This window comes from Geomonas limicola, assembly GCF_014193675.1.
Classification (GTDB): Bacteria; Desulfobacterota; Desulfuromonadia; order Geobacterales; family Geobacteraceae; genus Geomonas; species Geomonas limicola.
Genome location: NZ_BLXZ01000002.1, coordinates 350,399 through 375,896, shown reverse-complemented (window position 1 = coordinate 375,896; position 25,498 = coordinate 350,399). Strand labels below are relative to the sequence as shown.

General features: G+C 56.8%; 22 protein-coding genes. 4 read left to right on the top strand and 18 right to left on the bottom strand.

The window, feature by feature from the left end:
* Positions 1 to 76 precede the first annotated feature (76 nt).
* Complete coding sequence (locus tag H7688_RS05460; protein WP_183360051.1) at positions 77 to 1,006, top strand: HD-GYP domain-containing protein; 930 nt, start codon at positions 77 to 79, stop codon at positions 1,004 to 1,006.
* A gap of 1 nt (position 1,007) precedes the next feature.
* Here the strand turns inward: H7688_RS05460 and H7688_RS05455 are convergent, their stop codons facing one another.
* Positions 1,008 to 1,583: a HEAT repeat domain-containing protein gene (locus H7688_RS05455; RefSeq protein ID WP_183360050.1), complete on the bottom strand. Its 576-nt coding sequence runs from the start codon at positions 1,581 to 1,583 to the stop codon at positions 1,008 to 1,010.
* Positions 1,584 to 1,665: 82 nt separating this feature from the next.
* Between H7688_RS05455 and H7688_RS05450 the strand changes: the two genes are divergently transcribed.
* Positions 1,666 to 1,974 (top strand): hypothetical protein, encoded by a 309-nt coding sequence (locus H7688_RS05450; protein WP_183360049.1) that lies wholly within the window; start codon positions 1,666 to 1,668, stop codon positions 1,972 to 1,974.
* A 4-nt stretch (positions 1,975 to 1,978) separates the two neighbouring features.
* On the opposite strand, the gene H7688_RS05445 is transcribed toward H7688_RS05450, so the two are convergent.
* The 4 genes from H7688_RS05445 to H7688_RS05435 form a co-directional block, all read right to left on the bottom strand.
* A complete protein-coding gene (locus H7688_RS05445; RefSeq protein WP_183360048.1) occupies positions 1,979 to 3,025 on the bottom strand; it encodes a class I SAM-dependent methyltransferase in 1,047 nt (348 codons plus the stop codon).
* A 3-nt stretch (positions 3,026 to 3,028) separates the two neighbouring features.
* Entirely contained in the window at positions 3,029 to 4,366 is a 1,338-nt protein-coding gene (locus tag H7688_RS05440; protein WP_183360047.1) for an MATE family efflux transporter, read from the bottom strand.
* 96 nt (positions 4,367 to 4,462) lie between these two features.
* On the bottom strand, positions 4,463 to 4,714 hold the full coding sequence (locus tag H7688_RS22785) for a GSU3128 family (seleno)protein (protein ID WP_281379401.1): 252 nt from the start codon (positions 4,712 to 4,714) through the stop codon (positions 4,463 to 4,465).
* A 171-nt stretch (positions 4,715 to 4,885) separates the two neighbouring features.
* Positions 4,886 to 5,239 carry a hypothetical protein gene (locus H7688_RS05435; RefSeq protein WP_183360046.1) on the bottom strand — a complete coding sequence of 118 codons (354 nt, stop codon included), beginning with the start codon at positions 5,237 to 5,239 and terminating at the stop codon, positions 4,886 to 4,888.
* 383 nt (positions 5,240 to 5,622) lie between these two features.
* Here H7688_RS05435 and H7688_RS05430 point away from each other — a divergent pair, with 383 nt between their 5' ends.
* A complete protein-coding gene (locus tag H7688_RS05430; protein WP_183360045.1) occupies positions 5,623 to 8,802 on the top strand; it encodes a PAS domain S-box protein in 3,180 nt (1,059 codons plus the stop codon).
* 804 nt (positions 8,803 to 9,606) lie between these two features.
* On the opposite strand, the gene H7688_RS05425 is transcribed toward H7688_RS05430, so the two are convergent.
* The 9 genes from H7688_RS05425 to H7688_RS05385 all read right to left on the bottom strand — a co-directional run bounded on the left by H7688_RS05425 (position 9,607) and on the right by H7688_RS05385 (position 20,239).
* Entirely contained in the window at positions 9,607 to 10,422 is an 816-nt protein-coding gene (locus tag H7688_RS05425; protein WP_183360044.1) for a tetratricopeptide repeat protein, read from the bottom strand.
* 15 nt (positions 10,423 to 10,437) lie between these two features.
* Positions 10,438 to 11,085 (bottom strand): hypothetical protein, encoded by a 648-nt coding sequence (locus H7688_RS05420; protein ID WP_183360043.1) that lies wholly within the window; start codon positions 11,083 to 11,085, stop codon positions 10,438 to 10,440.
* 429 nt (positions 11,086 to 11,514) lie between these two features.
* Entirely contained in the window at positions 11,515 to 13,764 is a 2,250-nt protein-coding gene (locus H7688_RS05415; protein WP_183360042.1) for an AAA family ATPase, read from the bottom strand.
* Positions 13,761 to 14,183 (bottom strand): VPA1267 family protein, encoded by a 423-nt coding sequence (locus tag H7688_RS05410; RefSeq protein ID WP_183360041.1) that lies wholly within the window; start codon positions 14,181 to 14,183, stop codon positions 13,761 to 13,763. Before H7688_RS05410 ends, H7688_RS05415 begins: the two co-directional genes overlap by 4 nt.
* On the bottom strand, positions 14,164 to 14,613 hold the full coding sequence (locus H7688_RS05405; protein WP_183360040.1) for a hypothetical protein: 450 nt from the start codon (positions 14,611 to 14,613) through the stop codon (positions 14,164 to 14,166). The genes H7688_RS05410 and H7688_RS05405 overlap by 20 nt, the downstream gene beginning before the upstream one ends.
* The gene (locus tag H7688_RS05400; protein ID WP_183360039.1) at positions 14,606 to 16,714 is read right to left on the bottom strand and encodes a hypothetical protein; all 2,109 of its coding nucleotides are present in this window, start codon (positions 16,712 to 16,714) and stop codon (positions 14,606 to 14,608) included. Before H7688_RS05400 ends, H7688_RS05405 begins: the two co-directional genes overlap by 8 nt.
* Complete coding sequence (locus H7688_RS05395) at positions 16,707 to 18,305, bottom strand: site-specific integrase (protein WP_183360038.1); 1,599 nt, start codon at positions 18,303 to 18,305, stop codon at positions 16,707 to 16,709. Before H7688_RS05395 ends, H7688_RS05400 begins: the two co-directional genes overlap by 8 nt.
* Entirely contained in the window at positions 18,302 to 19,633 is a 1,332-nt protein-coding gene (locus H7688_RS05390; RefSeq protein WP_183360037.1) for a site-specific integrase, read from the bottom strand. Before H7688_RS05390 ends, H7688_RS05395 begins: the two co-directional genes overlap by 4 nt.
* 156 nt (positions 19,634 to 19,789) lie before the next feature.
* The gene (locus H7688_RS05385; protein WP_183360036.1) at positions 19,790 to 20,239 is read right to left on the bottom strand and encodes a single-stranded DNA-binding protein; all 450 of its coding nucleotides are present in this window, start codon (positions 20,237 to 20,239) and stop codon (positions 19,790 to 19,792) included.
* A 556-nt stretch (positions 20,240 to 20,795) separates the two neighbouring features.
* Here H7688_RS05385 and H7688_RS05380 point away from each other — a divergent pair.
* Positions 20,796 to 21,041: an HU family DNA-binding protein gene (locus tag H7688_RS05380; protein WP_183360355.1), complete on the top strand. Its 246-nt coding sequence runs from the start codon at positions 20,796 to 20,798 to the stop codon at positions 21,039 to 21,041.
* 488 nt (positions 21,042 to 21,529) lie between these two features.
* On the opposite strand, the gene H7688_RS05375 is transcribed toward H7688_RS05380, so the two are convergent.
* The 4 genes from H7688_RS05375 to qatB all read right to left on the bottom strand — a co-directional run bounded on the left by H7688_RS05375 (position 21,530) and on the right by qatB (position 25,327).
* Positions 21,530 to 22,444, bottom strand: coding sequence for a PGN_0703 family putative restriction endonuclease (locus tag H7688_RS05375; RefSeq protein ID WP_183360035.1), 915 nt, complete (start codon positions 22,442 to 22,444; stop codon positions 21,530 to 21,532).
* A 155-nt stretch (positions 22,445 to 22,599) separates the two neighbouring features.
* A complete protein-coding gene (qatD, locus tag H7688_RS05370) occupies positions 22,600 to 23,355 on the bottom strand; it encodes a Qat anti-phage system TatD family nuclease QatD (RefSeq protein ID WP_183360034.1) in 756 nt (251 codons plus the stop codon).
* Positions 23,352 to 24,722: a Qat anti-phage system QueC-like protein QatC gene (gene qatC / locus H7688_RS05365; RefSeq protein WP_183360033.1), complete on the bottom strand. Its 1,371-nt coding sequence runs from the start codon at positions 24,720 to 24,722 to the stop codon at positions 23,352 to 23,354. Before qatC ends, qatD begins: the two co-directional genes overlap by 4 nt.
* Positions 24,719 to 25,327: a Qat anti-phage system associated protein QatB gene (qatB, locus tag H7688_RS22470; protein ID WP_308470301.1), complete on the bottom strand. Its 609-nt coding sequence runs from the start codon at positions 25,325 to 25,327 to the stop codon at positions 24,719 to 24,721. Before qatB ends, qatC begins: the two co-directional genes overlap by 4 nt.
* Between the last annotated feature and the right edge of the window lie 171 nt (positions 25,328 to 25,498).

Genomic DNA, 25,498 nt, shown 5'->3' with positions numbered 1-25,498 from the left:
TACGTGGGCTTAGCCGCGGGGGCTGTGCGGCGCGAGCGGGCGCCGCTGCTTTGTGCTGCGGAGGGGGACTATCGGGATGGATAAGATCGGATTGCCAACGGGGTATCGTCTCGCCCAGCGCTACAGCCAGGCGATCGCGGCAATCCGCGTCATCTTCCTGGAGACCGAGGCGGGGCGCATCCCGGAGACCGGGGCGATGCTCGAGTCCGCGCGCGACCTGGCGGCTGCGGCCCGGCGCGACCCGGTCGCCCTCTTGGGGCTTTCGCTCAGCAAGGATTACGACAGCTACAGCTTTCACCACAGCGTGAACGTCGCCGTGCTCGCCATGGCGCTCGCCGCGAGCATGGGGCTCCCCCAGGACGAGGTGGAGGAGATCGGTCTCGCGGGTTTCCTGCACGACATCGGTAAAACCCGCATCGACCGCAATATCGTGGTGAAACCGGGGAAGCTGACCCGGGAGGAGTACCGGGAGATGCAGCGTCACCCGGAGTACGGCGCGATGATCAGCGCCGAGCTTCCGGGGGTGCCTGAACGGGTAGCCGAGGCGGTCCTCGCGCACCACGTCCGGTTCGACCGCACGGGCTACCCCGACTGGGTGCGCGGGCGCGAGTACGGTCTCATCAGCAGCATCGTCGCGGTCGCCGACTGCTACGATGCCGCCACGACCATGCGGCTCTACCAGGAACAGCTGCAGCCGATGCAGGCGGTCCAGGAGATCCGGCGCCAGGCGGGGAGCGCCCTGGACCGGGAGATCGTGGAGCGTTTCCTGGCCCTGGTCGGCCGCTACCCGGTCGGGAGCCTGGTACGCCTGGAGGGAAACGAGATCGCGGTGGTTTTCACGCCGAGCAGCCATCCAGCGGGCGCGGCCGTGGTGAAGGTGGTCAGGGACGGTGCGGGGACTCCGCTTGCCGAGCCGCAGCTGGTGAGCCTCGTGGATAGCGGCACGCGGATCGTGGACCTGGTCGACCCCCTGCAGCAGGGTATCGACGTCTCGGACTGTTTCTAGGTCAGGGGAGCAGGGAGAGGGCGGTGGCCGCGGCACAGCGGGTCCGCTCGTGCGGGGAGGCGAGGAGTTTCAAGAGCGGCTCCTCGAGGCGCGCGTCACCCAGGCGCCCGAGGGCGAGGGCCGCCTCGGCGTCCAAAAGGCCGTCGCGCTCCTCCAGGAAGGGGAGCAGCTTGGGGACCAGCGCAGGCTCGCGGTAGTGCGAAAGCGCCTCGATGGCCGCCGCGCGTACCGCAACCACCGGGTCCTGGAGCTTTTCCACGAGCTGGGGCAGGGCCTGCGGGTAGGCGAGCTCGCCGAGCACCTTGACGGCGGCACAGGTGATGTCCTGCTCGGGGCGCGCGGCGCAGTAGAGCAGGATGGGGAGCACCTTCTCTCCCCCGAGGCGTCCCAGGGCGTAAATCGCGCCGATCTTGGTGCCGCGGTCCCCCTGCTTCAGGCGGGTCAAGAGCTCGTCGAGGCTCTGGGCCGCTTCCAGGGTTTCCAGCGCCTGCGCGGCCGTCTGGCGCACCTCGACGCTGGCGTCCTTCAACAGCGGGATGATCGCCTCGCGGCGCTTGATGCGAGATGTCGGTTCCATGGAGTGATAACCTAACAAAAATCGGGGGCTTGGGCAAGCAAAACGGCAAGATTTCCCTCTCCCGCCCGAAGGAGCGTATCAGATGAACCAGAGAATCAAGAGTATCGCGCTGTCGGCCCTGGTACTTCCCGGGTTGGGACAGCTCTACCGCGGGCGCCGCGTCAAGGGAGGGGTGCTCCTGTTGCTGGACAACCTCTTCATCCTGGCTGGGCTCTTCATCGCCCTGCGCAGTGCCGGAAAATTCCTCCTGGCAGGGAGGACCGGCCTCGACGCGGAGAAGGTGATCGCGGCGATCCAGGTCGATGCCCCCTACGCCCGCTGGGTCCTCATGGGGTTCATGGTGCTCTGGTGTTATGCCGTCGTCGACGCGGTGCTGGACAAAGAGCCCTGACCCATCAAAGCGGTTTCTCCCCCGCCACCCCCTCCTCGATCTCCCGTACCTTAAGACCCTGATCCCGTAGAAGGTCCTCAAGCCTTGCCGGCGGCACCCGAAGCCGCCAGCCGGCATGGAAGCGGTCCGCCGCCAGCAGGATCCCTCCCGGGGTAAGGCGTGCGGCAAGCGCGGCCACGGCCGCGGCGAGCCCGCCGGCGTCGTGCAGGAGCGGTCCCCCCAGAAGACCGTTGCACAGGACGACATCGAAACGCTCGCGCCCCGCAGAGCCCACCTCCTCCCGGTAAAAGCTGAAACGAACCGGACTGGTCGGTGCGACCAGGGGGGCGATCCGCTCCCGGTAGGCGGCGCCGCGCTCGGCGTCGTGCGGGAACCAGGCGTGTGCCGCGGCGAAGAGCTCCAGGTGCTCGAGGGTCGAGCCGTGCACGAGGGCCTTCGGGTAGCCCGCCTCCACGATGCAGTGCGCCAGGTCGTAGGTCCCCTCGCCGCTGCCGCAGGCGCTGTCCAGGGCCCTGATGCGTCCGCTAAGCCGGGTACGCTGGGCACGAAGCCAGCGCGTCAGGAAGCGGGCCTGGCCGGGATAGCGGTCGAAGGTCGCGCCGAAGTGCCGCGGCAGGAACAGGGCGAAGAGAAACTCGAGCCTCGCCTGGTCGTCGCGGGCCAGCCGGCTCAGGAGGAGCGAGGGATCGGCGCAGGTACATCCGGGCTGGAACCGGTGCAGGAAATCGCACCAGCTCGCCGAGCTGTACAGGTAGCTTGCCTCGAACAGCGGGGGGAACCGGCAGCCGGCCCGGCAGAGTGCGGCTGTGACCGGGCGCACCTCGCCCAGCGGGAAGAGCGCCTCGCTCAAGCTGCGCATCTCCTCGGTAATCTGCAGGCCGGGGGCCCACAGGGGGAGCGGATAGCTGGCGGCAAAGCTCGCGAAGCGTTCCGCCAACCGCTCGACGCGCCGCAGGAGCGCGGGGTCGGTGAGTGGCCCCGGCACCAGGAGACGCTCCAGGCGGCGCCGGGTCTCGCGGCAATCGAGGCTGGGGGTAAAGACCAGGTCCATGTTTCAGAGCACCACGCCGTGCAGGTCGCGCCGGTGGTAGCGCCAGGCGAAGGCGGCGGCCCGCACGAACCAGTCCAGGACGAAGACGCTCCAGACCAGGTAGAGGGAGAGTTTCAGGGGGTAGGCGGCGATCCAGGAGAAGAGCACCCGGATCCCCCACATGGAACAGAGGGTCACCAGGAAGACGAAGTGGGTATCCCCGGTGCCGCGCAGGCTGCCGGCGTAGACGAAGGAGAGTGCGAGCGGCACCTGGGCGAAGGCAACCAGGCGCAGAAACACGCTCCCCTTCTCGATTACCTCGGGGTCGCTGGTGAAGAGTGCGATCAACTGGTGGGGGAAAAAGAGAAAGACGAGCGCCATGCTGGCCATGACCATGAGGGCCAGGCGCAGCGCCTCGACGTGGCTGATCCGGGCGCGCCGGATCTTGCGGGCCCCTAAGGCCTGCCCCATGAGGGTAGCCGCGGCGATCCCCATCCCCGCCCCCGGCATGAAGGAGAGCGACTCGATGGAGAGTCCGATCTGGTGCGCGGCGTAGGCGGTAGTGCCGAAGCCGATGATGAACTTGGAGTAGAAGAGCTGGCCGGACTGCTGGGCGATGCGCTCCAGCGCCACCGGGTAGCCGATGTCCCAGACCTTGCGCAACAAGGCGAGGTCGGGAGGGCCGATTCTCAGGTAGTTGCGGCGCAGTGCCTCGAAGAGCAGGTAGAGAAAGCCGGCGGCCTCGGAGAGGTTGATGGCGTAGGCGGCACCCACCACGCCGAGCCTGGGGAGCCCCAGGTGGCCGTAGATGAGCGGCCAGGCGATCACCACGTGCAGCACGTTGACCAGGATGACACCCTGCATCGGTGTCCTGGTGTTGCCGGTACCCTGCATGATCGCCGAGAGGATGTTGAGGCCTGCGGTGCAGCCGAAGTAGAGAAAGACCAGCTCGATGTAGCGGCTGGCGTGGGCGCGCACCTCGTCACTTGCCCCGAGAAAGCGCGCGAGGTCGGCACCGTAGTGGTACCCGGCGAGGCTCGCCGCCACCGCGAGGAGGGCGCATAAAAGACACGATGCGAAGGCGGCGCGGCGCGCCTCGCTGCGCCGGCCGGCACCCCAGAGGTGGGCGATGACCACCGTGGCTCCGGTGGCGAGCCCCCAGAACACCGTCATCACCACGAAGATGAGAAGTTGTCCCAGCCCGGTAGCGGCGATCGCCGCGGCTCCGAGCCCCCCCACCATGAAGATGTCCACAATGGAGACCAGCCGCTGAAACAGCGAGGAGAGCAGGACGGGGAGCGACAAGGCGGCGACGTTGCGCCGGATCGAGACCCGCTTGATCCGCGCAGGCCGAATTCCCATTCTCACGTGACAGAACCTTTCTCAAAAACGAGGTGCGTCCCGACGAGCTTCACCCCGCCGCGCAGCCCGAGATCCTCTAAGTATGATAATCCTGCCTTACCAACCCAGCTCTTCCTGCATCCCCAGGGCGAAGTTCTTGGCCCTGCCGGAGGGGGCGATGATGCCGTAGGCGATCGCCTCCCTGAGTTCCGCCTCGCTGGCTCCAGCTTCCTTCGCGACCGCGAAGTGCTTCTTGAGTCAGGTGGGGCACCCGACCGCCACGGCACACCCGACGCGGATCAGCTCGCGGTACTTGGTCTCCAGTACTTCCTCGTACTCGTAGTCGAGGATCTTCTTGCGCGTCTTCATCTCTGCCTCCTAGGTACAGCATGACAGGCACAAAGGGAAGAGTCCCAGGCTTTTACTAGCACAATTGTCCGGTGCTGCAAACAGGAAGTGCGCGTGAAACTTAAAAAAAGCACAGCGGGGCAGGTTCGGTCACGCGGGAAATGGAGAGGACGCCGCCCCCACTCTCCCGCCTCAGCGCCCGCGCTTGTGCCCCTTTTCCCTGGTGAGGTCGTGCACCTGTTCGGTAAGCCGGGCGATCCGGCCCAGGTATTCGGCGTAGGCCGCCTCGATCTGCCGTTCTGAAGCCTTCACGACACGCTCCAGCCGCTTTTCCGCAAGTTCCAGCTCGTGCTTGTACGCCTCGAGCTTTTCGTCGAGGTCCATCAGGAGGTTTTCCAGCAACCAGCGGCGCTGTGCCGGAGTCAAGGAGGGGTCGTTGACGATGCGGCTGATCTCGTCGTCGGTTTCCGGGCGGCTCTCCCGGAAATGCTGGAGTTCGGCCTTCAGGTGAGCGGTTATCTTCTTGAACTCGAGTATTTTTGCCATCTGCTGATCCTCGTTTGCGCCACCGCTGCGCGTCCCCGCAGGACGCACCTGCCGGGCGCCAGAAACACGGTAATTCATTATTATCTTAGGAGATTTCCCCCGGGATTGTAAATCGCCAAACCGATAGTGGCGTTCTATCACCGGAACAGCCTTCGGCGAGCAGGAAAAGCTACAGAAATCGGATGGTTTTGCCGATAACCCCGGAAGGGAGAGCTCCCCCGGAAGCCCTCAGGCGGAAGGGGTGTTGCCGAATCTTAATAACCTCAGGCTGGCAGATCCCTCAGGAAAGTAGACAAGGTGCCGATGTTGTGCAGATTTTGCTGTGCAACGGGGTGGTGTTACCGTACAGTGTGCTGTTGCAAGAAGATGTAAGGAGAATCGCTTTGATCTCACAACGAATCGTGCGCTACCTGGTGCTGCTGGTCCTGAGCCTGGCCCTGTTCGTCCCGCAGCACGCCGAGGCCAAACGGCTGGTGCGTGCTGCAGTCTACAACTACAAACCGCTCATCTACTCGGCGCCCGACGGCTCAGCGCAGGGCTTCTTCGTCAAGATGCTCGACCGCATCGCCGAGCAGGAGGGGTGGCAGATGCAGTACCTGCCGGGGACCTGGCAGGAGGGGCTGGACCGCCTGCGGCACCAGGAGATCGACCTCTTGATCTGCGTCGGCTACACCCCGGAGCGCGCCTCCTTCCTCGACTTCCCGAAGGAGTTCCTGATCCTGGACTGGGGTGCCGTCTACCGGTCCAAGGCCTCGCGCATCAACACCATCATGGATCTGGAAGGCAAGACGGTGTGCGGCCTGAAGGGGAGCGTCTATACCGCAGGGTTCCTCGACCTGGCACGCCAGTTCCAGCTGAAGGTGAAGCTTTTGGAAGTGAACCAGGTGAGCGAGGTGTTCAAGGCGGTGGAGTCGGGACGGGCCGACGCCGGAGTCACCTCAAACATCCCCGGTATCCTCAACGAGGACGCCCACCTGGTGGAGCGGACGCCGATCATCTTCTCCCCGGTGAAGCTGGGATTTGCAGTCGGCAAAGGGGAGAACGCGGATCTCATCGAGGCCCTGAACCGGGACATCGAGCTCATGAAAAACGATCCCGGCTCGCTCTACAACCACGAACTGGGGCACCTGTTCGGAAAGCCCGAGGGGGGGCTCTCCCGGGAGGCGATCTGGATCCTTTCCGGTATCTCGGGCGGCCTGGTGGTCTGCATCGTCTTCATCGTCGTGCTTCGCAGGCAGGTCCGGGCCAAGACCCGGGAACTGGACGAGCAGGGGAGCCTGATGCGCTCCATCATCAACGGGACGACCGATGCGGTGTTCATCAAGGACGTCGAGGGACGCTACATCGTGGTCAACGACGAGGTGGTGCGGCTTTTCAACCTGCAGCGCGGAGAGATACTGGGGCACGACGACGCCAGCTTCTTCCCCCCCGAGGAGGCGCAGCTCTTACGGGCCAACGACATCGAGTTCATGCAGGGGCACCGGGTGGCCACCACCGTGGAGCAGATCACCACCCTGGGGCGCTCTCGGGTCTACCTGGCGACCAAGGGGCCGATCTACGACAAGGACGGTAAGGTTTCCGGCATCTTCGGGATCTCCCGCGACATCACCGATCTGAAACAGGCGGAGCTGGAGGTGCACCGCTACAGCCAGCTCTTGAAGCGCACCGGGGAAATGGCCCTGGTAGGCGGCTGGGAGCTGGACCTGACAACGGGGGCCCTGTACTGGTCCGAGATGCTGCGCCAGATCCACGACCTGGCTCCCGACGCCCCGGTGACTCCGGAAAGTTCCCTCAACTTCTGTGCCCCGGAAGCACGGCCTGTCGTGGAAGCGGCGGCGTTCGAACTGATAGGCAGCGGAACCCCCTTCGACCTGGAGATCCCCATCGTCACGGCAAGGGGGAGGCGTATCTGGGGTCGGGTGCAGGGGGAGGCCGAGTGGGCCGACGGCAGGGTCGTCAAGCTCTTCGGGTCGACCCAGGACATCACCGAGCGCAAGCAGATGGAGGAACAGCTGCGCCAGAGCAACGAGCAGCTGCGCTTCGTCCTGGACGGCAGCCAGCTGGGATTCTGGGACTGGAACATGGAGACCGGGGAGGTGGCGCGCAACGAGCGCTGGGCCGAGATGCTCGGCTACACGCTCGAGGAGGTTCAGTTCACCGTGGACCAGTGGACCACCCTGATCCACCCCGATGACGAGGGGCGCGCCTGGACCACCATCGACGCGCATCTGACCGGCAGGATCCCGCGCTACGAGGTGGAGTACCGGATGCTTGCCAAGGACGGCAGCTACAAGTGGATCCTGGACCGGGCGCGCATCGTGAAGCGCGCTGCAGACGGCGCCCCGCTGCGCATGAGCGGCACCCACACCGACATCACCGAGCGCAAGAGGGCCGAGGAGGAGACGCGCACCCGGGAGCAGCAGATGCAGCACGTGCAGCGCCTTGAGAGCCTGGGGGTCCTGACCGGCGGCATCGCCCACGACTTCAACAACATCCTCGCCATCATCATCGGGCACTGTTCCTTGGCCAGGCTTGGTTCGCACAGCACCGAGCGGAGCATCGCCGAGATCGAGCGGGCCGCGGAGCGAGCGGCGGAGCTCTGCCGCCAGATGCTGGCCTACGCCGGGAAGTCCCAGTTCGTCTGCGAGGAGGTCGACTTCGCGGCGCTCGTTCGCGACATGGTGCAGATGCTGACCCAGACCATCAGCCGCAAGATCCTGATCCGCCAGGAGCTGGCGCCCGAGCTCCCCATCGTGCAGGGGGACCCGAGCCAGTTGCGCCAGATCGCCATGAACCTCTTGATCAACGCCTCCGAGGCGATCGGCGGCGAGCAGGGGGAGATCAGGGTGCGGCTGGACCGGGTGGCATTCGGGGAGGGACTGAGCGAGCAGGATCACCTGGGGCGCGCCATTCCACCCGGCGCGTACCTGCGCCTGGAGGTCGCCGACACCGGCTGCGGGATGGACGAGGAAACCATGATCCGCCTCTTCGAGCCCTTCTACACCACCAAGTTCACCGGGCGCGGCCTGGGGATGTCCGCGGTTCTCGGGATCATCACCTCGCACCAGGGGGCCCTGCAGCTGGAGAGCGCCATGGGGGGGGGCACCAGTTTCCGGATCTTTTTGCCGGTGGCGGACGAGGCCTGCGGGCGGCCGGCGGCCCAGGGAGGCCTGGAACCCCACTGGCAGGGGAGCGGCACCGTGCTCCTCGTGGAGGACGAGTCCCAGGTGCGGCATGTCGCCAGGGCGCTTCTGGAGAAGATCGGGTTCAGGGTGCTGGAGGCGGAACACGGCAAGGCGGCGCTCGAGCTGTACCAGGAGCATGCCGGGGAGGTCCGGCTGGTGCTCTCCGACCTGGGGATGCCCGAGATGGACGGCGAGGACCTGGTCTTCGAGCTCAAGCGGGCCGGGTCGAGGGTGCCGGTATTGATAGCCAGCGGCTTCGGGGACGCCGAGGTGGCAACCCGCCTCGGCCCGGGGGATATCGCCGGGATGATCAGCAAGCCCTACAACACCGACCAGCTGCGGGCGGCGCTCAAAAGGGCCCTGGAGGCGGAGAGCTGAGGGGGGTGCCTGCAGGCGCCGGTCCGAGAGCGTGGAGCGTAAAATAAAACGGCGCAGACCTGTTAAAAGGTTTGCGCCGTTTTCGTGGTCGTGTAAGGGGGGGGGACTAGAAGGGTTGTTATCCAGTATCGCTCAAGGTGGGTGAATGAATGAATTAAATTGGCAGTAAAATAAGCAGTTTGAAAGCTATTTGGATTATTTTTATATTCGTTTGCCATAAAAAGATATGGAAAGACATTGATCAGGGCCATAATTGGCGTTTTAAATATACTTTTGAGCCTGAAACCATCCTACTGAAGTCCCTTCAGCACCCCAGATTGAACAGCTCCCAGAAGGCTAATTACATTTATACCAGAATCGGCATTTTAGCGAATACCTTGCATAAGGTAAAGAAGCTTAAGTCAATTTCGGAGGGAGAGGATGCTAAATGGAAATGCTGTTTTGCACCTGTCTGTCGGTTTTGGGTGCCTCCGCATTCCTTTGCCGCCGACTGTCCTTCAGCATCTTGTTTAGTTCCTGATCTGGAAGATATTCTAACCCTCTAAACCTTGAGAATTGTTTTCACTCGCCTTACGAGGAATTCTGCGTCTTCGCTCAAAGGATATGCCGGATACCCATATCCTATGGTTAAAATGAGTTTGTCATCACAGAATGTTTTGAAGGTCAGACTTCCTGTGTGTGAATCCCATAAAAATTTAACGCCATGTGGCAGTTCCCGAGCCAGACGCTCTGAAAGTTTGGTTTCTTCATCTTTATTGGGTCTCACATTAACTCCAAGGTGGATTGTTATAGGTGTGCTTTGATTTATTTAACACAGGTTTTGTATTTATCATCACACCTGAAGCCAATTGGACAATCCGTATTGAAGCGGCATTGACCTTGAGTTGGGATAAAAATACTCTCTGGTCTGGGGGTGTTATAGGCGGGTAGGCCCTGGGGGCTAACTGATTTCATACAAACACCAGAACTTTTAAATGGTTCCTTAACGCAAGAGTATCCAGTTCCACAAGCAAAATCAGACGAACACCCAATGTCAACCTTAGCAGTAGGTTTGTAGCTTATAGCAATGGGTTGGTGATAGTCGTGAGCATATTGATAGTAGAGTGAAGTATCAACTATATAGGCAAGTGATAAAATTACAGCATCAATAATGTTTTGATCGGAAATTGCCTTTTGGTATTGTTTTTGGGCTAGTAGATCTGCTGGGGGGACTTCTTTCCCTAGGGATTTAAGGCTGGCAGAGGCATCAGGGTTACCCCATCTTGCTGCCAGAGCATACCAAGATAATGCAGCATCATTGTATCCACGTGCATGTTGAAGATTAGCAAGTCGTACCATTGCGGGTGCATATCCTTGGCGGGCTGACAACAAATACCATTGCATGGCCTGCTCTGTATTTAGTGGTGTTGTTCCCAAGCCTTGTTCCCACATGATCCCAATGTTGAATTGGGCATAGGGATTTCCCGCTTTTGCATGAGGTATCCATTGGCTTCGTGCTTCATCGTAGTCGCCGCGGGCATACGCTGCTGCACCTTGTTTTATGCTATAATTTGTACAACCGCCAATGAATAAAACTAGAGCGCTTAATATAAAAAGATTTATTTTGGCCAATCTGTACATGCTTTCCTCTAATACTTATTCGGGAATTGCTGGAGGAATTAGTACGTTGGGTGAATTTTTTTGTCTAATCGGTAGCTCTGACAAAGGAGGTTCAGGGCAGGTTGGGCAAGTAAAATTATGATAAACTACTCTATTTCCAAACGAGTTGCTCTTACAAACAACTGGTGAATCGTTATAACCTTGAAGAGTCATCTTATAGCATTCAGGAGCCCACATAGTGACCCGGTCTTGAAACTCAATAGTGTGGGGTGTAATTATTTCCGTAAGCTTCAAATTGTTTAAATCAGTTCCCGCATACACTGCCGCTCCGGGAGGGACTGACGTGAGATAAAGCTTGCTCGATTGGTCCCCTTCGAGCTTCAACGACGATGGCTGTAAAATCCCACCAAACCCATAACTAAACTTGTAAACAGAATTATTTTTAACATCAAATTTTGCATGAATTTCAGAGTTAGGAAATGTGTGTGAGCCTCTTGTCTCGTGCCATATATCTAACTTAACAGTACCTTCCGACCTGCTCCACTTCAACATACCGCCATTGCTAATTTCGCCGATAGGCTTGTCGTTGTCAAATACAGTTGGATTGCTCCATGCGGCCATAACGGCATATGGTCTGTTTATTATAATAACTGCTTTGTTTGGGTCATTATCAGCATCCGGCATAGGTACAAATTGCTTAGTAGGAAATCCAGCGCAACCCAACGTGACATTGCACACGATTAAAAAGGTTATTGCTGTGCTCGACTTCACAAGCTCCCTCCAACAGTTACGTCGGGCCACAGTTTATTTCCTTTGTCTGTTTTTTAATTAAAAACAATGCAGACCGTAATTTATCACAAAAGTGGAGGGCCGGACAACGGTAAAATCCTCGGGAAGACAATGAAGGCGGTTTTTTGCAGATCAGAGATCTTATCGTTGAGATTGTGGAGGCGGCTAATAGCCCACCAGGTCAAGATAGCTTCCACAATGGCCCGGAACCAGGCTTTACACAGGGCGGTTCGCCTCGCCGTGCGCTCCAGTTTGGCGCGCTCGGTTTGCGCCCTGTGCAAACCCTACGGCCTCCAACAGCTTTCTTCCAATCACCGGATTTTCTTAGATTGACCTTTGAGCAAGTTGCGTCGCATACCTAATGCGATGCTCAACGCCAACCAGTCGTTTCGTAGCTGAGTTTCCACGCCTTATGCCTTTAGCCAGGGTGACAGGGTTACCCACAAGGATCAAACGCTCAGTAGGACGGGTGGCCGCAGTGTAAATGAGAGTGGCATCCAGCATTTGATCGGCATATTCTGGCACCACCGCAAACACGGTCGGCCATTGAGACCCTTGGGCCTTGTGAATGGTGATGGCGTAACCAAGTTCCAGGCAGCACAGTAACTCAAAGGTAAGGGGTAGCTCTACGTCGTTAACTAAAACCACTCCCAATGAATCGTCAGAGCCGAGCGCGTCATAAACTTTCGTGATTACACCCAGATCCCCGTTACGAACGTCTGTTCGCTCATCATAGAGATTCCGGGTGACAAGGACTGGATCACCGACTCGAAGCTTGTTTTGCGACGCGGTTATCCAAGGTATCCAACCACGCTCAGCATCTGCATAGTGAACCGCCAGTCGGCCGTTGCCAGACACCGTTTGGAAGTGCTGGTTGAGGACGTCCACCCCCCAGGCACCCTTTCGAACCGGGGTCAGGATAATGCTGGAACTGATTCCTCCTGCCTGCTTCCAAAACTCGGTAAGCTGGGCAAGCGGAGGGGTATTCATGAAACAGCAATCCGCCGAGGCAGCCAGCGTTGGTTTAGCGGTGGCAGGCATCTTACATCGAAATTCCCTTGCCGCCGAGGCAAACGCGTGTATTCCGCTATCCTCCGATTGACGCTTCACCTGCGACAATTCGAAGAACGGGACACCTGAGGAAACGAGAGAATGGAAGATCAACCCCGGGCCGACAGGTGGCAATTGCCCGGTATCGCCCACGAAAAGAATTCGAGTCGCTACAGGCAGTAGCCCAATCAAACGATAGAACGAGAGCAGGTCCACCATGGAGGCTTCGTCTATGATGATGAGCACATGGTTGGGCAAATCAGGGCGCCCCGGGCCCAGATGGTCATAAGTCAGCTTCGCAATGGTCTGGGCCGGCGTCTTGATGCTTTTGGTCATCCTCTGGGCTGCACGGCCGGAGAGAGCGATGGGGTAATACGCCAACCCGGAAGAAAGACGCTTGTAGACCCCTATGATAGCCCTTAGGATGGTGGTCTTGCCAGTACCTGCCCCACCAGATATGCCGGCAACAGGGGCGCATACAGCGCCGATAACTGCCCGTTTCTGCTCTTCCGTCAGCTTGAATGGCAGCGTGCCCTCATATTCACAGAGGGCTTTCGAGGCGGCTTCAAGTGTGACAGTTCGCTCCCAGGCAGCCTGAAATGAACCTTGCCCGGGCCCTCGATGGAGGGCATCTGCTATGAATTTAGCCACTGAAGCTTCCATCAAGCCTGTTCCCCACACCTGATAGCCATCTGGTGTCTTAGCCATAAATCCCTGCTGGATGGCCAGATCGCCAGGGTGGATCTTGGTGGTAAAGCCAACCAGCTTTTCCACCTCGGTTTTGAGGCGATCAGGTTCGATCACCGTTGAACCGGTCCTATTCGAGTAGCTCACTCCGACATGAACTGCCGCCCCGCCGAGTACACGCTCGTCATTGCGAAGGATCCCAAGGTGTTCAGCCAGTTTCATGACTCGCTCGAAGCCAATTCCGACAGACAAGAGGAGAAAAGGGTTATCTTCGAGGGTCTGGATGGTCTTCTCGCCGAAAATGCGGATTAACTTCTCAGCTAGGCCCGCGGGAAGATTCAGTTTTTGAAGCCATTCGATCGTTTCAAAAAGTCCGGGCTGCGGCCAACACTCGATGAGGCGATCAACTCGTTCCTCTGTCATGCCGGCAACCGTCAACAGAGATTTTACGTCTCCTTCAGTAACCCATTTTTCGAGCTTGCGTTGGCGCAGTAGGCGGTTAGCGATAACTGGGCCAATACCCTGTACGTTGGCATTGATCCATCGAGCCAAGAGAAGGCCTGAGGGTCGCACAAACTCTGCCACTTTCGCATCTATAACAGTTTCGTAGCGGGTGTAGGTTCCAATGGTAAATGAGGCCACGCGCTCATCACCTGCCACCCTCCAAACAGATCCTTTCACGGCCAGTTCACGCACCTCTTCTGGGAACCGTACGACCAGGGGGGCTGCGCGTTTGGCTCTGCTGCCGTCTCGTTTCAGGACACTGACCAAGGCATAGCCAAAGCGCCTCACGGAATCGATCTGGACAATGGTAAAGAGGTGAGCGACCTGGTTCATAAACGGTGCCCCGGGAATCCACCCAGGACAAGAGCTTCAAGGCTCTGGTGCTTCGCCACTTCCTTGCGAAGCTCACGTACCTCCACCTCCAGTTCGGCGATCCGCTTGATCAGTTGGTTGTTATTGGTAAAAACCTCCTGAGAGCGCTTTTCGGCCCTCTCCTGAGCGGCGTCACGGCTCAACGCATCTGATCCGAACCAAAGTTTGTCCTGGCCTTCCAAGAGTGTTCTCACCTTAGGATTCTGAGTCATAACGCTTTTTGCGATGTCCAGCTCAGAAGCTAAAGCACTTCTGTTGATGCGGCCGGCGTAAGCGTACTCGTCCCAATCACGGCGGGCATTGCGCTCGCTGACCCAACCTTTCACTAACTCATAATTAGCCTCAGCTTCTTGGATGCCATTACTGCCTTTTTTTGCCATGGATCGTCCCCTTGTTTGACCTGTCAACCAAAGGCGTTCTCATAGCCTTCTCAACCGCTTCCATATCCAGGTTACCGATCATGTAGAGGTTGTTGACCAGGTTATTGAAGGTAAGCTGTAGCCGTTCATTTATTTTTTCGAGGCGTTCCAGCTTGGCCGTGAGCGCTGCATTCTCCTTTTTGAGGACTTCTGCGGTGGCACCGTGCTGTTTGATATCCTGGTGCTTTTCAACCTTCAGGCGTTCTTTGGCCTGACGAAAAGCTTCGCTTATCTGTCGGTGGCTTTTCAGTGTCACAACCGAAATAGACTCCTCGTCAAGCCGCGTGATCATCCGCTTGGTATACAGTTCCCACGTGAGTTTGCCAATCCAGGTATCGAGGGCATGCAGGAGCACCGGCAGCGTGTCTGTAGTTATGACTTTTTTAGGCATCTTTGAACACTCCTGGCAGCAAAAGAGCGATATCTAGGGTCATTACGTCGGGTTCAGGCTTGGAGGCCTGCTGTAGTCCCTGCTCCATGAGTCCGAGGCGAATTTCACTCGGATCAAAGTCTCGTGGAATTTGGATAGGAGTTCCGTCTGGCACATTTGAGCTCTCGAGGATCCTACGTCTGCCGCGGACAAAGCCAAGGTCCATACCGACATTCATCACTGTACGCTGCATGTACGGATCGTCACGGTGGTCCTGGAGCGCGTCCCACTGGAACTGCAAACGCCGCTCCTCCTCGATGAAGTAGTCGAGGCATCCAGGAACTCCCTTGACAATGATGTGCTTACTACAACCGTGGCACTGCCGACCCTTTAGGCAATCCGGTTCGGTTACGTGTTTAACGCACCCGCCCATCGCACCGATGTGGACTGTCTGGTGCCCGACCTCCTCTTTGATTAAGTCACTGCGGTGAACAGGGAGGTTCATCTGGATCCGTTCATGCAGCGGGATGTCATCGCGGGTTACCATCTGGAGCTTGGGCCTGACAGTAACTTCGTATAACCGTTCCGCGATCTGTTCTGGGGTGCGCAAATCATATGCCCTGTTTTGGGACATATCTTTACGCCCGGAGTGCCAAGCGATCTGTAGTTCTGTCGCTCCTTCTTGCATAGCCCGGGTGTTATGCCAACGGCGCAGGTCGTGGGATTCAATCTCGATTTTCCCGCCGTGTTCGTCAGTGAGATTGAGGCGCTCAAACAAAGTTGGGGCGTAGGTTCTGGTATCGTACTGCTTTCCGCCAAGCTGTCGGTTTATCTCGTTAGTATCAGGCAGCCTCCAACTAAACGGTTTAGGCGGGAAATTAGCATGAAATTCATTTTCGCGCATAAGTAGGAGATTTTCCCATACCGGGAAACTGCATTGATGGCGGAACTTCGGCCAGTCCCGAGACTTGTACTGGGGAAGAGTTGCCTCAGCCAATTGAGAGTAGCTTGGGTTTGAATCCAAAAAGGGCTTTAGATAGGCTGGGAAGGTTTTTCGGTCGCTCGCATTGATCGTATATCCACGACGGTTAAGGAGTGAAGTCGCGTGGATTGCATTAGCTAATTCCACATCTGTAAGAGGTACATTCTGAGGGTGATTAACAGGGGTGACACAACCTTCGTGGATCATGTATTTGCCAGGGTAGTTGAACGCAAACCTGGCAGCGTCACGGGCTGGTGCCGAGATCTCTACCAAAATGTCAAATGCCTGTTGAACAGCTTCTTCAAACCAACTGAACACCCATTTCTTGTTGTGGTCAGCTCCCTTTTCGCTGAACCAACGAAGATACATTTTCTTCTTTATTACGCCGTCTTCGTCCTGATATTCCTCCCAGCCAAGGGAGTTAATTGAGAGGAAATGGAACTCCCCTCCGCGGTTAGGTGCGAACAGGAGTAGCATGCCGACACTTGCCCAGTACCGGTCCATGGGAGTTTCAGCAAGGCGGAAGGCATAGATGAACTGCTTCATTACGTGATCAGAAGGCAGGCGTTCCTCACGGTGCTTTTTGCCCTCTTCATCGGTGCGTTGGGCCTTGTCAGCCTGTTTTTTCCAGCGCTCCTTCGCGACGAAGCCTGGGAGATCAGGACAAATAAAGGCCGTGGATCGCAGGAAGTCAAAGATCTTTTCGAGTTTACCGCCGATTTGGTATTGCCGGGTTTTATTGTCTTCGCGGATGTCGATATGGTTTGCCGCTTCGATGATCACCTCACCGGATACACGAGTGACATCGCAGGTCCCAGTTACCTGTTCAAGAGAGTAAAAGAGATACCGAAGAGCCATCACGTCAAGTGCGCGTGACGTAACCTGGTTTAAGGTCTCAACTTCACGAATATAAGCCTTTGCGAAGTCCATGAACGGCTGGTCGAATCGTTCCCATTTGTAGGCCGTGGCACCAAGTTTTGCGAAGACCAAAGTGCCATCTTTCGCACCTTTCGTTGTAGTCCACTTATCCTTGTGCCAGTCGTAAAGGGTGAGTTCCGTTATCGCGTGGTGGATAAAGTCTGCAAGGTTCTTGTCCGGGTTTTCGTGCCCCTTGGCAGTGAAGTTGATTACGTTAGGCATGGGCACCTTCCTGACGCATCTTCTTGCACAGCCTGATCACTTCTTTGATTGCCTCCATAGTGGCTTCCAGGCCCGTAAGCATGCTGTCCTCGTATCCTTGAACCTTTGTACGCTCATACTCCGCCTCAACCTCTTTCAAGGCACGCCCATGGTCAGCATCAACGAAGGCCCTGAACTTGACGCAGGTATAACAGGTGTACCAATTGCGATGGCAGTGAGCGAGAGACCCGCACTTGCCTGACTCGATCCTCGCATCGTAACCAGGCAAAACATGCACAAACGGCTGGCGTTCGGAACCCGGCTGGTTCGGTCTAATGATTTCACCGGTGAAGGCCTTCAGGAGTGGCTCGAATGCGGGTTCCATAATCTCTTCATAGCGATCAAAGGCCTCCGCTGAATTTTCGGTATAGACCTGCACGTTCTGAGTGTCATCATGCCCCAGAGCGGCTGCGATCTCGTAGGCGTTATAACCATGCTTGGCCAAGACCGTTCCAAGGGTTCGACGGAAGCGATAAGCGGACAAGAGCATGTAATCGTTTGTACGCTCCGAGACCGCTTTACAGGCTTTGCCAATCGCGTGTACTCGGCTATACAGGTTCCCGGTTGGCTCGTGGAACCAATCGGGTGTTCGAGCCTCCAGAGCATGGAACTCCTCTGGACCGCCGATTTCTTTGAGCCGATTCACTGTTACGCAAAACAACGGCAATTCTTTTGCCGTGGCGGGCGGGAGCGTCACTCCCCACCAGGCTTCAACAGCTCGGATGACCTCCTGTCCTAAATTATGCAGGAGGTCAAAGAGGTCATCAGAAATGGGGAGTTCATCCGCGGTACTCAAGTCACGCCAGGCGTGATAGCCGCGTCTTTTAGCACGAGTAACAACCAGTCTATGACTATCTTTTGAGGGGACGTATTCACCAGATGCCAAGCTCTTTACCCTCAAGTCTCCAATTCGCAATGCCGCCACCTCAGCTGGACGACGGCCGGTTTCCATAAATAGGCGGAGAAGTGAGCAGTCCTGAAGGGAGATTTCTCCATTTCGCCAGGCAGACTGAAGCCACCGACCGAGAGCCTGGTATTCCTGCCGGACAAAGGGGCCGGTGTGAGGGCAACTGATTCTGACGGCACGCCCTTTTTCGTTGCCGGGAAGAGTCAGTGAGTCCAAAAAATCAGGAACCTTGGGGTCAATGCCGATAAAGCCCCAGTCCGCCCATTGGAGTAAAAAACCGCGAAGGTTCCCAAGGTACCATAACCGTTCATGCCCTAATGAATCGCGCCACTCGTTGAGTGCTTTTACCGTAACTGCTCCCGCGTTGCAGAAAGGCATCAATCGGTTCATCATTTCGAACATATTTTTTGTGTGATTGGGGGAAACCTGCTCACCGTAGTTTGCGAGGGTATTCCTATAACCGGCAATGAGTTTCTCGCTTCCTGGGATCTGAGGGACGTTCGACCAAGTGATTACAGTCCCGTTGTTCAACTGCCATTTAGGATCTTCTAACAGGAACTGATAACCTAATTTAGAAGTACGGATCTCGCGTTTGGGACTTGCTTTACCCTTCAAATTATTCAGAATTTCACCTGTTTGAATCATTCCTCATCCCCTTGATCGCCCTGATCAAATGCGCCACGTTGAAACTGCCTGAACCCTTCATCGAGCCGCTCCTTGGTTCGCCGTTTAAGATAAACAGCCGCAGACTTCAGGTCTTTCCAACCGAAGTAATCCTTAAGAAGTTGCCCAAACTCCTCTTCGGGTATCCGATCCTTTTTCTTAGCAGTTTGGTTGAATAGACGCAGGTCATCCACAAATCGGCAAGCACGGTCATGACGAAGGCCATGAGGGGAAATATCTCCAAGGTTATCGGGGTCAACCTGAGCTATCGATTCGAAAACTTCACCGAAGCTCTTAACGGATAAGGGGCGCCCGTTCCACGGCGCCTGTGCCACCACAAACAAAATTGGATGTCGATTGGCAAAAGGATGCTTGGCACGCTCGTTAAGGATGTAGTGATTAAGCGCTGATGCTAATTCCCGCGATAGGCGTAAGGTCCGCTCCTGAGTCTTGGCCACAGCCTGTTTCTTACGCGGGTCCAAGGGATGGTTATGACGACGCACGACAGAGAGGGTAGGCTTAGGGCCGAATTGGATATCTTCCACCCATAGCCCCAAGATTTCACCTCCACGCAGGCCCAGTTCGTAGGCAATCTCGACCAGCAAATGGTTCCGTTTCCTTACTTCTCCTGCTGTTCTGGCCTCTCCTCTTTCTGCGGATTTTCCTTTGCGAAACGGATTGTCTACGTGATCAGGGCTCGCTAATTCTTTGAAACGGCGGTACGCGGTAGCAGGGATGTGGGCATACCTCCCACGGCTATTTCTACTACTGTTAGGCTTGGGACGTTTGCTCAAGAGATCCTTGTACATACGCTCGATCTCATTTTTCGACTCGCGTTTGTCAGGTCGAACGCGAGAAGCGGTTTCCGCCAAAAACTTTAGGTACTTAGCAATGGTCGAGATCCGATTGTACTGCGTGTCAAATTGGACGGTTTTGAGTGGCTTTTCGATTTTCAGTGCCAATAAGCCGGCCACTGACGCGGTACGCGGCCTATTACTCTCTTGTTTCTTTTTGGCTGCCCATTTTTGAAAGTCCTCAGCCTCGTACGCGCAATGTTCGGTTATAGACAGGACGTCAATTTCCGACAGAAAATTTCCGTCTCTGAACTCTTGAGACAAATCACGTTCGTGGTACTCCTCCCATCCTCGAAGGTGCCTCACAGCATTAAGGCCACGCTCAATTGAGTTTTGCGCTTGGTTCCTGAGCCGCTTGCCAACGAATAAAGTCGCCCAAAAGTCAGGCACCCCATCGTCAAGGAGCAGCATCGGCAGGCGTTCACCGGTTTCCATTATGATATGCGTGATCTTCACAAAAGGCCCCCCTAAATATACGTTTTTCTGGGTACCATAAATTGAAAGGTTTATCAAGTCTTAAATATACTGTCGTAAAAAACAAAAAAAGCCCCGGAAACCGGGGCTTAAAGGGCCGTTTTGAGTTTTTTATAGACGAAAACCAAAAGGGGGTAGCTAGAACGGGATCTCGTCGTCCGGGTTGAAGACCGGCTCTTCGTAGCTCGACCCCTGGTCGTACTGGTTGGACGCGGGGCGCTGGGGACGACCGCCACCCGCCGGTGCACCACCCTCGCCGCGGCCGGAGAGCATCTGCATCTTCTCGCCGACGATCTCGGTGGTGTAGCGGTCCTTGCCGTCCTTGTCCTGCCACTTGCGGGTCTGCAGGCGACCCTCGATGTACACGGTTTTCCCCTTGGAGAGGTACTCGCCGGCTATTTCAGCAAGCCGCGACCAGAGGGTGATGTTGTGCCATTCGGTCTTCTCTTCCCACTCGCCGTTTTTGTTCTTCATTCTCTCGGAGGTGGCGAGGGAGAAGGAGGCGACGGCGGTGCCTCCCGCGGTGTAGCGCACCTCCGGGTCTTTGCCCAGGTTTCCGATCAGCATCACCTTGTTGAGACTGGCCATCTTGGTTGTTCTCCTTTTTATGAATTGTCAAATATGTTTGTCACTAGCAAATTAAGTTTGTCACTTGACAAAAGAGTTTGTCACTACCCAAAAGAGTTTGTCACCGCTGCAAAAAGTTGGCGGGCCCACCATGCCTCAAAGCCTAAAAGGGTAGAAATGCCGTGCGAAAATAACATGAAGAACCACACCACGCAATACAAATGGGGTTAATGTGAACGATTTCGTCGTGCTACGTATTCTGCCTGCTCGATTTCTTAGGCCACCTACTCTTTCGTCCAGCGATCATTCAAGGAGCCTTCCTTCAAGCAATTCGGAGGCCACCTCCCTTTACGCTCACCACAGAGTTGTGAATCGGCGTCGAACTTTGACCCATAGCACAAGCTATTAGACAAACGAGGCACTCGTCCTGAGGTAGACACTGCTATAGCATAAAAAATCTTGTCTTCCTTTTTGCTATGATAGTGTCAACTTGGCACCATACTTGCCTTTTAAATTGTCGCTGGCAATCAACAATCAACTGGAGGAAGAGGATGACGAAAACTAATTTGTTGCACGAATTGCAGAGCAGACGGGGGGCACGAAAACCGATGCGGAAAAGGGGGTTAATGCTTTTCTCGAAGTGGTTACGGAAGCACTGAAATCAGGCGACAGGGTCTCCTTTGCCGGCTTCGGCACTTTTGAGGTCACTGAACGCGCTGCGCGACAAGGTCGCAATCCCCAGACTGGGGAGACGATGCAACTCAAAGCGAGCAAAGCCCCGAAATTCAAGGCTGGCAAGGCATTGAAAGACGCCGTGGCGTAACATCAGCTAGTCAAACATAAAAGCGGTGCTGACTGTTAAGTCGGTACCGCTTTTCCATTTCCATTTTGTGCCGGGCCCCAGTGATAGGTGAGCCCCCCAAGGGTAGGGCTGAGGTTCTTCAAAGTTGCGTCATGAAGTATTTTACCATCGCAGTCTTTGAATACATCTTACCGAAGGGGACGAAAGTGGGTGACGAGAATATCGAGGCTGAGTGCCGTCGGATATGTGAGAGGTTGTCCGAGATCGACGGCCGCCAAGTGACCATTGAACAGCAGGTCCGTGGACGCATTGCAATAGGCGGGGTTTATCGGCGATTTCGAGACTGGGGTGAAGGAATATCTTCGGGAGGCGCTAGCCGCCGCAGAGTACCATCGCTCCACACCATGCCACCCCACTCCGCCCTCAACCAACGGCACCAAGCCGAGTAGAAAAGGAGAATCAAGGTAGACGGATCGCTTCACACAGGTCGGAGCGTTCCCGCCATTACTCTAACATGTTGCAGAGGACGCACCCTTCTGTGCGCTTACTTTCAACGCCTTCTGTTGCATCCAGTCCTCCAAGCGCTTAAGGACAGGAGTGTCGTACGGCGCAGCTGCCTCCATGGCGATGACGAGCATCTCCTGGTAAGAGACTGTAATAAGAGGAACAGTCCGCCCTTCGGTCAACGAAATCAGTTTTTGCCATTCTGAGGACCTAATCCTCTTTGCCATAGGAAACGGCCCATCCATATAAAGAACCACAAAGGCTCCGCGCTTCTTTGAGGATTCCGTCATGGCGCTGCAAGCAGCCAGGTTGCGCATCCATTGAAACCATCCTCCCTTGAAGGGGCAGGGGCTGTGATCCACGTCGCTACCTATGGATAAGATGCGGGGAACAACTTCCCAATATCGGATCCCTTTGCCAGTGAGCGCACAGGGTGAGCAGATGCCGTTGACAGGGTTTTCTTGGAGGCTGTAATTTCCGGAGCACTGGACCTTACCCCGGTTGGGGGATCGGGAACTGAGCGGCTTGATTTGCGAGCAGCCACCACCATCTGGCTCAGTAAATTTACACTCGAACGCGATAAAGGCGGTCTCGCTCTCTACGGTGGCGTCAACCTGGGTAGGAGTTGGCTCGCCTAGCGCTGCCAAGGGCACGCACCGCTCGAGAGACAATTGCCAGCCCCCCTTTGACGGTAGCCCCCAGCGCGAGGCCATAGCGTCCCATATCCTGTCTGGTTCTGTGAGCTGTTTGACGGTGCCGAAAAAATCGACCGCGAGTGCTTGTGAGGAGTGTGGTACCTTGGCGGTGGCTTCCCCGTGGATCCGGTGCCATGGGAATCGCGGATCGTCGAGCACCGACAGCGCTGCCACGGGAAACAGATTTTCCTTTATCGCAAGCCTTTCCTGCTCGGTAAGAGACATACTCTTTCTCCAATCACTGCAGACACTTGGTCTGACACCACTTGGCGCGAGTATCGAGGCTTCTTGTCTACGCTCAGCTTTGCTGCAAAATTTCCGGATGGGTTACCTGTTTTTACAGGCAAGAGCCGAGAATCGACCCGATCCAGACGCCAGCATCAGCGCAGCAGGGCTTGAAGGTTGGCAAGAATAGCTTTAGCGATTTCATCAACGGTTACATTCCGAACTTTTGCGAGTGTTTCAGTTGTCACCCGTATGTCAAGTGGTTCAGCAGGTCGCTCGTCGATATGAGTAAAGGGGCCATCCGTTTCAGTGAGGATATGGTCCAATGGCAGGCTCTCGATAAGAGCACGGCCGCGGTCTGAACGAATCATTTCGGCATTGAGTGAAAAATAACAACCCAGCGCGGCAGCTCGCCGTGCTTCACTTTTGCTTCCAGTGAACCAGTGAAGCACTACGGCACCACGGTTCCGCGGGAGATACCGCTCAATCATATCGAGCACTACGGGAACACTCCTTAGGCTGTGGATGGAGAGAATTTTCCCGCCAGCCTCGCTACATCTTTCAAGAATCGTACGAAAGACATGCTTCTGAAGCTCGATCGATTCATAAAAGCGTGGACCTGCATCAAGGCCAACCTCACCGACATAGCGGGTCTCAGGCAGATGACGTTCCCATAGCGGCAGCTCGTCGATGCGCTCGGCGACGAGCTGCGGATGCATCCCAAGCGCGGCGCGAACATAACGGGTGCCGCGCGTGAGTTCATGATTGCGAGGCCATGCTTTCGGCGTCGTGGTGACGGAAAGCGTGTAAACGCGCGCAGCTTCAGCCCTTGCGACCGCAGCCTCATGATCGGGATAGAGATCAAGATGACAGTGAAAATCCACTCCAATCGGTTTAACGCTGTCAGTCACGTTGGCCTCGTCCTCACGCCAGCCAACAACATGCCGACCTCTTCAAGGCCACGTTGATAGACGCCGGCAATCGCCGCCTGGCGAGCCGGTGATTCATCAAAGAGAGGACCCGGCTTGTGGATGAGGATTGGCGCCAATCCTGGTCTTCTGTGCAGCCGATCAATCGCAAGCTGGAATGACCGAATCTGAACACCCTCCGCTTGGCGCGTGTCTAGAACACGTGCGGTCAAATCATCTACTGTGTAGACGGTAGGGTCTGGGTCGGGGCGAAGCCCGTTAAGGATCGCCGCTCGCCTGATGATACACGGCAAGCAATAGCCACAATGCTGAGTGCCAAGGCCTTGCCAGCGTCCTTTGGTCGGAGAGGCGCAGGAAAGCGAGGAAGGAATGAGCCGGCGGAGCAGCGTACCGTTGATGCATGCTGCCACCATTTCGCCCTTGGTCTTGTCCCAATAGGGATTCTCGATGTGGCCATTCAGGCCCAGTCCTTCGAGCGCGTCATTCCAGCGGGCGATGTAGAAGGGGTGGGTCGTACGCGTGCTCAGCGCGCCGAGGCGCAGTGGATCAAGCGGAACATTGACGGCGATCAAACCATTCTCAGGCACGTTCAGAGTGAACGGCGTGCCGAGACCACTCCCGGCGAAAACCCCTAAAGCGAAAAAAAGAAAAGATCTGCCACGCGTGGTATTCTCTCCGGCCGAACCTCGGACAAAGCCATCCGGAAATGCCATCCAGAGGCGCAAGCGCTCGAAGCTACGGCGCCGATAATGCGTCCGCAACGCGTCAAAGATTGCGGATTGCGCCTCGCTAGTTGCGCCTTCGCCAGCGTGGCTGATTAGAAGAGGCGTGCGGCCCCCTTCAAGGGCGTCGATTATTCCAACGAGACTATCCAGGCCTCCGGAGAAAAGCGAGAGGTAATCAAAACGAGGACCAAAGAGCCGTGCTGGACGTGCCGGCGTGATCCTGGCGAAGCGACGTGGTCGAGCACGAAACGCGAGCGTCCAGCGGTCACCAGTGAGGAAATCTAGCATCCTAACAAAGGTCGGCGAGACCGCTGTCCAGCGTTCTGGATCGGAAACAGGGACGATCAGTCGGATTTCGCGTGTCCACCCGTCTTGGGATTCGCTGGCCCTCGAAATACGGGTGTCGGCTGCGTGTACATGTGCGGCCAAGACAAGGATATCGACGCCAACCTCAGAGGGATGGACGCCAGACCGCGCCAAATCATCCAGCGCACGGCCTACCCCATGAGCAAGGGACCGCTCACCGCCGACAAGATCAAGTCCGGTTTCAGCCTCACCCTCTCCAAGTGGAAATCGGCTACGGTCGCCAGGACCGTATCGACCTATGATGACGTGTCGCCTCATTCGCCCTCCGCCTCTCCCTCTCCCATAGTGCGCAATATTTCAAATGCCTGCTCATAGACACCTCCAACGAATTGGAGCACCCGATCGGGTGTGAGCGCGGCTACTGCAGTGCTGGTAGTGGTAAGCGCATCAGAGACTGCGCGTAGTATGAAATCTTTCAGTTGCGCCTGCACACCTGCGGCTTCGCGGCTGTCTGCCGGCAGGATAATTATCTTCATACCAATGTCATTACAGAGTCGTGCCTCAATGGCATTGGTCGCATAAAGTTCAAAAACGGTTTGCACTTGATCTGCAGAGAGCCCGTCGAGTTCTGTTATGCCAGCGGCCGCAAGGTCGGCGATCGTTTCGATGAACGCTTCACGCGCGATCCCTTCATCTATAGAACCGCCATCAGGGCAGACATAGTCCGACATACCAAGAAAGATCTCTTCGATAGGCCGGCCGGCAAGAGCCCCAAGATTGAGTGAGCGTAGGGCTTCGGTGGCGCCACGTGCAACCGCGTCTGACAGAAAACCGAGGAGGCGGCTACCTGCGCCACGCGCCGAGCCCATCCGCACAGCTGCCGCACGTGCTCCGCCCGAAGAGGAGCCGACGTAATGCGACATTGCCCGACCAAGGTTTCTGCGGTCCCTGCCGCCAGAAGCAGCAAAACGCGAGAAATTGTTGCGAGCCGCGGAGAAACGGGCGGGATCGGCGAGGAGAGGTATAGGCGGTCGCGTCGGCGGTACAGGAGGTGTGACGGGCGCGGGAGGTTCCTGCGCTGGGCCGTTTGGTAT

Bases quoted from the DNA above. Each gene is read 5' to 3' on its own strand.
- H7688_RS05460 (WP_183360051.1), top strand. From the start codon at position 77: ATGGATAAGATCGGATTGCCAACGGGGTATCGTCTCGCCCAGCGCTAC.
- H7688_RS05455 (WP_183360050.1), bottom strand. From the start codon at position 1,583: ATGGAACCGACATCTCGCATCAAGCGCCGCGAGGCGATCATCCCGCTG.
- H7688_RS05450 (WP_183360049.1), top strand. From the start codon at position 1,666: ATGAACCAGAGAATCAAGAGTATCGCGCTGTCGGCCCTGGTACTTCCC.
- H7688_RS05445 (WP_183360048.1), bottom strand. From the start codon at position 3,025: ATGGACCTGGTCTTTACCCCCAGCCTCGATTGCCGCGAGACCCGGCGC.
- H7688_RS05440 (WP_183360047.1), bottom strand. From the start codon at position 4,366: ATGGGAATTCGGCCTGCGCGGATCAAGCGGGTCTCGATCCGGCGCAAC.
- H7688_RS05435 (WP_183360046.1), bottom strand. From the start codon at position 5,239: ATGGCAAAAATACTCGAGTTCAAGAAGATAACCGCTCACCTGAAGGCC.
- H7688_RS05425 (WP_183360044.1), bottom strand. From the start codon at position 10,422: ATGTACAGATTGGCCAAAATAAATCTTTTTATATTAAGCGCTCTAGTT.
- H7688_RS05420 (WP_183360043.1), bottom strand. From the start codon at position 11,085: ATGCCGGATGCTGATAATGACCCAAACAAAGCAGTTATTATAATAAAC.
- H7688_RS05415 (WP_183360042.1), bottom strand. From the start codon at position 13,764: ATGAACCAGGTCGCTCACCTCTTTACCATTGTCCAGATCGATTCCGTG.
- H7688_RS05410 (WP_183360041.1), bottom strand. From the start codon at position 14,183: ATGGCAAAAAAAGGCAGTAATGGCATCCAAGAAGCTGAGGCTAATTAT.
- H7688_RS05405 (WP_183360040.1), bottom strand. From the start codon at position 14,613: ATGCCTAAAAAAGTCATAACTACAGACACGCTGCCGGTGCTCCTGCAT.
- H7688_RS05400 (WP_183360039.1), bottom strand. From the start codon at position 16,714: ATGCCTAACGTAATCAACTTCACTGCCAAGGGGCACGAAAACCCGGAC.
- H7688_RS05395 (WP_183360038.1), bottom strand. From the start codon at position 18,305: ATGATTCAAACAGGTGAAATTCTGAATAATTTGAAGGGTAAAGCAAGT.
- H7688_RS05385 (WP_183360036.1), bottom strand. From the start codon at position 20,239: ATGGCCAGTCTCAACAAGGTGATGCTGATCGGAAACCTGGGCAAAGAC.
- H7688_RS05375 (WP_183360035.1), bottom strand. From the start codon at position 22,444: ATGTCTCTTACCGAGCAGGAAAGGCTTGCGATAAAGGAAAATCTGTTT.
- qatC (WP_183360033.1), bottom strand. From the start codon at position 24,722: ATGAGGCGACACGTCATCATAGGTCGATACGGTCCTGGCGACCGTAGC.
- qatB (WP_308470301.1), bottom strand. From the start codon at position 25,327: ATGTCGCATTACGTCGGCTCCTCTTCGGGCGGAGCACGTGCGGCAGCT.